Raw genomic sequence first — 6000 nt, forward strand, 5'->3', positions numbered from 1 at the left:
GATGCGCCCCGCGGAAAGAAGAGGTCTCCCGGTGAAGTTTTCCATCTTCCTGAATCCGCAGATCCCCGGCTCCGGATACGCGGCTGAGGAGAACGCCAAGGCCCGGCGTCCCATCGGGCGCGACACGGAGTCGTACCAGCGGCTGCTGCACGAGGTGCGCGAGATCGCCGTCCACGCCGACCAGCTCGGCTTCGACGCCCTCATGATGACCGAGCACCACTTCCACTCGGAGGGGATGGAGTTCTCGGTCAACCCGCTGATGTTCCTCACCGACCTCGCCGCCCGCACCGAGCGCATCCTGCTCGCCCCGCTCGGCCTCGTGCTGCCCGCCTGGGACCCGATCCGGGCCGCCGAGGACGTGGCCCTGCTGGACCAGTTCTGCAGGGGCCGGCTGCGGCTGGGCGTCGCCCGCGGCTACCAGAACCGCTGGATGAACGTGCTCGGCCAGCGCTGGCACGCGGCGGCCGCCCGCTCCGACGGCTCGGCGTCCGACACCCGCAACTTCGACGTCTTCGGCGAGGTGCTGAAGATCATGAAGATGGCGTGGACGCAGGAGACGCTCCGCTACCGCTCCGACGTCCTCGACTACCAGGTGCCCTACCCCTACGAGGGCATCGAGGGATGGCCCGCGCAGGAGTGGACCCGCACCTTCGGCGCCCCCGGCGAGCTGGACGACCAGGGCCGGGTCCAGGCCGTCTCCGTCTGCCCCCGGCCGTACCAGAACCCCTACCCGGAGCTGTGGCAGCCGTTCACCATCTCCGACCGCTCGGTGATCAGGGCCGCCCAGGAGGACATCCTGCCGTGGCTGTTCACCCCGAACCCCGACGACCACGCCGCCAAGGCCAGGCTCTACCAGGAGGAGTCGGCCAAGCAGGGCCACGACTACAAGCTCGGCGAGCACACCGGCATCCTCAAGGTCGTCGGCATCGCCGACACCACCGAGGAGGCGATCGACACCTTCGGCCGCAGCATCCCCCGGGACTTCGCCGCCTTCTTCGGGCCGTTCGGCTACCTGGAGGTGCTGCGCAAGCAGGAGGACGAGAAGCACCAGCCCATCTCGCCGGAGAAGGGCGACGCCAAGCGGATGAAGGAGGTCGAGATGGCGCTGTTCGGCAGCCCCGACGACGTCAAGCGCGGCATCCAGCGCATGCTCGACCGGATGCCCGACCTGGAGTGGTTCGGCCTGTACATGCAGGGCCAGCAGGGCGTGCTCCCGCTCGACACGGTCAAGCGCAACCTGGAGCTGTTCGCCACCAAGGTCGCCCCGGAGTTCCGGTGAGGTTCTGGCTGGGGGCCTCCTTCTCCGACACGGGGCACTTCCTGGAGCTGGCCAGGGTGGCCGAGCGGTGCGGCTTCGACACCCTGACGCTGTCGGACCACCTCTTCTACGCCGACTTCGCCTCCCCGTACCCCTACTCGTCGTCGGGACGGCCGCGCTGGGACGCGCGCACGCACTGGCCCGACGTGTGGGTGACGATCGGGGCGATGGCCGCCGTGACGAGCACGCTGCGCTTCTCCCCCAACGTCTACATCGCGCCGGCCCGCGACCTGTTCACCGTCGCCAAGCAGGTCTCCACCGCCGCGGTGCTGTCCGGCGACCGGGTCACGTTCGGTGTGGGCGTCGGGTGGTGCAAGGAGGAGTTCACCGCCACCGGCCAGGACTTCCACACCCGCGGCCGGCGGCTCGACGCGATGCTCCCCGTGCTGCGCGAGCTGTGGTCCGGGCGCGCGGTCACGCTGGACGGCCTGCCCGAGCTGTCCATCGCGCCCGTCCCGGCCCGGCCGGTCCCCGTTCTGGTAGGTGGCGACAGCCCCGCGGCGCTGCGGCGGGCCGCCCGGCTGGGCGACGGCTGGATCGGCAACCGCGTCTACACCGAGGAGCGGTTCGACGAGGTGCTGACCGAGCTGCGCGGGCAGCTCGACGAACACGGCCGGCCGGCCGGCGACTTCGAGATCATCGCGCCGCTGGCGGTCCTGCCCGACCCCGAGACCTACCATCGCTTCGCCGCCAAGGGCGTCACCGGCACCATGGCCGCCCCCTGGCGGCTCGCCACGCCGCAGGAGAAGGAGAAGTACGGCGAGGGCACCCTGGCGCTGAAGGTGGCCACCATGGAGCGGTTCGCCGAAGAGGTCATCGCCAAGATGTAGGCCGCTCCCGTGATCTCCGCCGCCGCGCGGGACGATAGCCTCGTGGCGTGCTGGAATCCATCGCGGCCACCCGCTACGTGACGCCGCTGCGGGAGGGCGGGTCGCTGCCCGGGGTCGTCGAGGCCGACGACCTCGGCACCTACGTGGTCAAGTTCCGCGAGGCGGGGCAGGGCCGGCGGGTCCTCGTCGCGGAGATCATCTGTGCCGAGCTGGCCCGGCGGCTCGGCCTGCGCACGCCGGAGCTCAAGCTGATCGACCTCGACCCGCAGCTCGGCGTCCGCGAGCCCGACGAGGAGGTGCAGGACCTGCTCAAGGCCAGCACCGGCCTCAACCTGGCGATCGACTTCCTGCCCGGCGCGCTCGGCTTCGAGCCGCTGGCCTGGCTGCCCGACCCGGTGTTCGCCTCCCGGGTGGTCTGGTTCGACGCCCTCGTGCACAATGTCGACCGCAGCTGGCGCAACCCCAACCTGCTCGTCTGGCACCGCGAGACCTGGCTGATCGACCACGGCGCCGCGCTGTGGTTCCACCACAACTGGAGGACGGCCGACCCGCAGCGGCCGTTCGACGCGGGCGACCACGTGCTGGCGCCGTTCGCCACCAGGCTCGACGCCGCCGCGGCCGAGCTGTCGGCGAAGATCACCCCCGAGCTGCTGGAGGCGGTGACCGCCCTCGTGCCCGACGCGTGGCTGGACGGCGAGCCGGGGTTCGGCTCGGCGCAGGCCGTTCGCGACGCCTACGCCGACCACCTGCTGCGGCGCGCGCACGGCCCGCGGCAGTGGCTCACCCTGACGGGCGCCGGGCCGCGGCCCGAACGCCCGGGCCCCGGATCGGTCGGCGAGTTCTGGCGAGGAGGCGACCGGTGAGCAGGGACGTCTACGAGTACGCGGTGATCCGCGTCGTGCCCCGGGTCGAGCGCGGCGAGCAGATCAACGCCGGCGTGCTCCTCTACTGCCAGCCACGCGGCTACCTGTGCGCGCGGGTCGAGCTGGACACCGCGCGCCTGCGCGCGCTCGACCCCGAGGCCGACGTCGACGCGGTCCGCCAGGCCCTCGGCGCCTACGAGCTGGCCTGCGGCGAGGAGGCGGGGCCGCTGGCCGGCGAGTCGCTGGGCGGCAGGTTCCGCTGGCTGACCGCCCCCCGCAGCACGATCGTGCAGGCCGGGCCGGTGCACGCGGGCCTCACCGGCGACCCGCACACCGAGCTGTCCCGGCTGTTCGACAAGCTGGTCCGCCTCTAGGTCCGCTCGCCTTCGGCGGGGTGGCCCGCCACGGGCCGCCCGTACGGACGGCCCGTGGCACCGCGTCCGCCTGCCGCCGCCAACGCGAAGTGAAATGCGCGTGAACGTCGACGATCTTGGATGCGGGGTCCCCGTTCGAGCCCCTACCCTGGGCCACCATGGATTTTCTGAATGACTTCACGGCGTTGCGGGAGTCCGCCACGGCCGCGGACGGGCTCGTGAGCGTGGAAGTGGACGGCACCTCCGACCTCACCGGACTGAAGCTCGACCCGCGGGCCATGCGGCTGCCCGCGACCGAACTGGCCGAGGCGATCATGGAGGCGTTCGGCCGGGCCCGCGAGGCGGCCCAGGAGCGGGCCACGCAGGCCATTCCCGAGGTGCTGAAGCAGGACCCGCTGGAGCTGAACGACCTGATCGAGAAGGTCAAGGCCGACACCCGGGCGGACATGAACGAGCTGCTCTCCACCGTCAACGGGCTCACCTCGCGCCTGGACCGGTTGATGCGGCCATGAGCGAGACGTACGACGGGATCCAGGTGGCCTTCGGCTCCCGGGTGCGCACCGCCGAGGACCTGGCCGGGGTCGCCGACCGCCTCGAGCGGGCGGTGTCCCTCGCGCTGCCGGGTGTGGCGCGTTGCGCCGGCGCGCGTGACGAGCTGAGCGAGGAGTTCGACGCCGAGTGCGCCGGCCTCACCGATCGCATGGGGCAGCACTTCGAGAGCATCGCCGCCCAGCTGCGCGGCATGGCGGCCAGGCACATGGCCTCCGAGCAGACCTACGTCCGGGCCGAACACGCCAACGGGGGGGCATCGTGAGCGGGGAACCACCCGAGGGCCTGCGCTGGGCCTACGGCCTGATCGCCGATGTGGCCCCGCTGGGCAGCCATGACGACGACCTCAGCCGCCTCCTGGGGTCCTCGGCCGCCCTGGACATCGCCGCCGAGGCCAAGAACGGCCGGACGGGCACGAGCGAGGCGGCCGCCCATGTCCGCACGGCGGGCAACCAGAGCGACGACATGACGGCCTTCGACGACCTTCTGCCGGTGGCCCAGGCCGAGACGGACAAGGGCGGCGTGGCCGCCGCGATGTCCGGCACGGCCACGATGCTCCTGGTCACGTTGAAGCTGGTCTGGAGACTGTACGTGATCGCCGCGCTGATCGCCCTGGTGATCGCGCTCGTCCGCTTCTTCGCCCTCGGCCCCGCGCTGGGTACGGCGGGAACCAGGCTGTACATCGCGTCCCTGAGGAAGCGGATGCAGACGGCGCTCGCCGGCATCAGGGACGACATCCGGCGCAACCCCATCGCCGCCCTGCGGCATGCGAAGTCCCTGCTCAGGAACGGCTCCAAGATGGGAGAGCTGGCGACGGTCGCCTATGTCACGACCCTGGCCGCCCTCCCCGCCCTCGTCACGGCCGGGCTCGCGGTCCCCTGGGACGACAACGAGGAGGCCCGCGACCTCACCGAGCGGACGCTGCGCGGCACGGAGGAAGGCCGTGCGGCACTCGCCTACGCCAAGGACCACGGCATCACGGTCATCTACCGCAACGGGCTCTACTCGGAGTCCGAAAGATCCAGGTACTACCCGAACACCAACCTCCTCGTCCTCGGTGCGCAGGACTTCGGCCGCTGGGAGGACTCCCACGATCTCGCCGAGGACTTCGTCCGCCACATCGAGGTGGCCAAGGGGAACGACGGCTGGTTCGGCGACGGCTCACGCCATGCGGAGGCGAGGACCGCGGACGAGCGGGCGCGGGACGAGGCATGGTACCGGCTCCACTACGCACGGCCGGACTCCGACGGATATCCCCAACAAGGCATCAACCCGGACAAGGTCACCTGGCCGTACGCCCGGATCAACGAGCTGTTCGACCTCGACTGACCGCACACCACCCCACGCTCGCACCGGCCGCCCGCGTCGCACGCACGCTCCGACCGCTCGGCGGGCTCACCACCGCCGAGATCACGCGGGCGTTCCCGGTGCCGGGGCCGACCTTGGCCCAGCGGCTCGTCCGGGCCAGGAGCAGGATCCGCGACGCCCGCATCCCGTACCGTGCACCCCGCGACGGCTGCGGGCAGCGACTGGTCGCAGATCCGTTCGCGCCGCGCCGCCCTCCTCGGGTGACGACCCGCCCCACCGGCCGGTCGGCCGCTAGAAGAGGACCGACATGAACGTGTCCACCTCGTGGAAGCCCACCTTGCGGTAGACGGCGCGCGCCGCGTGGTTGTAGTCGTTGACGTACAGCGTGACCACCGGCGCGAAGCATGCCAGCGCGGCCTTGACGACCGCCGCCATCCCGGCCACCGCGTGGCCCTGCCCGCGAAGCTCGGGGTCCACCCACACGCCCTGCACCTGGCAGGCGAACGGGGTGACCGCGCCGATCTCGGCCTTGAACACCACCCGCCCGCCGTCGATGCGGGCGTACGACCTGCCGATGCGGATCAGCTCGGCCACGCGGGTGCGGTAGAGGGCGCCGCCGTCGCCCAGGTTGGGCGAGACCCCCACCTCCTCGGTGAACATCGCCACGCAGGCCGGCAGCAGCAGGTCGAACTCGTCGGGCGTCACCCGCCGCACCAGCGGGTCGGCGGGCACGGCGGGGGGGGGCGGGATGGGCCTGA

The 6000-nt window shown here is 71.8% G+C and carries 8 protein-coding genes; 7 read left to right on the top strand and 1 reads right to left on the bottom strand.

The genetic code is table 11. The annotated features are described in order from the left end of the window. Positions 1-31 precede the first annotated feature (31 nt). The 7 genes from CXR44_RS26845 to CXR44_RS26875 all read left to right on the top strand — a co-directional run bounded on the left by CXR44_RS26845 (position 32) and on the right by CXR44_RS26875 (position 5263). Positions 32-1279 carry an LLM class flavin-dependent oxidoreductase gene (locus CXR44_RS26845; protein ID WP_101788881.1) on the top strand — a complete coding sequence of 416 codons (1248 nt, stop codon included), beginning with the start codon at positions 32-34 and terminating at the stop codon, positions 1277-1279. Next, entirely contained in the window at positions 1276-2148 is an 873-nt protein-coding gene (locus tag CXR44_RS26850) for a TIGR03619 family F420-dependent LLM class oxidoreductase (protein ID WP_101788882.1), read from the top strand. The genes CXR44_RS26845 and CXR44_RS26850 overlap by 4 nt, the downstream gene beginning before the upstream one ends. A 47-nt stretch (positions 2149-2195) precedes the next feature. Continuing rightward, positions 2196-3011, top strand: a complete 816-nt coding sequence (locus CXR44_RS26855) for a HipA family kinase (RefSeq protein ID WP_101788883.1) — start codon at positions 2196-2198, stop codon at positions 3009-3011. Then, positions 3008-3385, top strand: a complete 378-nt coding sequence (locus CXR44_RS26860) for a DUF3037 domain-containing protein (RefSeq protein ID WP_101788884.1) — start codon at positions 3008-3010, stop codon at positions 3383-3385. Before CXR44_RS26855 ends, CXR44_RS26860 begins: the two co-directional genes overlap by 4 nt. Before the next feature lie 158 nt (positions 3386-3543). After that, a complete protein-coding gene (locus CXR44_RS26865) occupies positions 3544-3897 on the top strand; it encodes a YbaB/EbfC family nucleoid-associated protein (RefSeq protein WP_101788885.1) in 354 nt (117 codons plus the stop codon). Further along, complete coding sequence (locus CXR44_RS26870) at positions 3894-4199, top strand: hypothetical protein (protein ID WP_101788886.1); 306 nt, start codon at positions 3894-3896, stop codon at positions 4197-4199. The genes CXR44_RS26865 and CXR44_RS26870 overlap by 4 nt, the downstream gene beginning before the upstream one ends. Next, positions 4196-5263: a hypothetical protein gene (locus tag CXR44_RS26875; RefSeq protein ID WP_101788887.1), complete on the top strand. Its 1068-nt coding sequence runs from the start codon at positions 4196-4198 to the stop codon at positions 5261-5263. The genes CXR44_RS26870 and CXR44_RS26875 overlap by 4 nt, the downstream gene beginning before the upstream one ends. A 270-nt stretch (positions 5264-5533) precedes the next feature. Here the strand turns inward: CXR44_RS26875 and CXR44_RS41190 are convergent. Further along, positions 5534-6000: GNAT family N-acetyltransferase (locus CXR44_RS41190; protein ID WP_245899424.1), on the bottom strand; the 467-nt coding region annotated here is incomplete at its 5' end.

This window comes from Nonomuraea indica, assembly GCF_002850745.1.
In the GTDB taxonomy this organism is placed as follows: domain Bacteria; phylum Actinomycetota; class Actinomycetes; order Streptosporangiales; family Streptosporangiaceae; genus Nonomuraea; species Nonomuraea indica.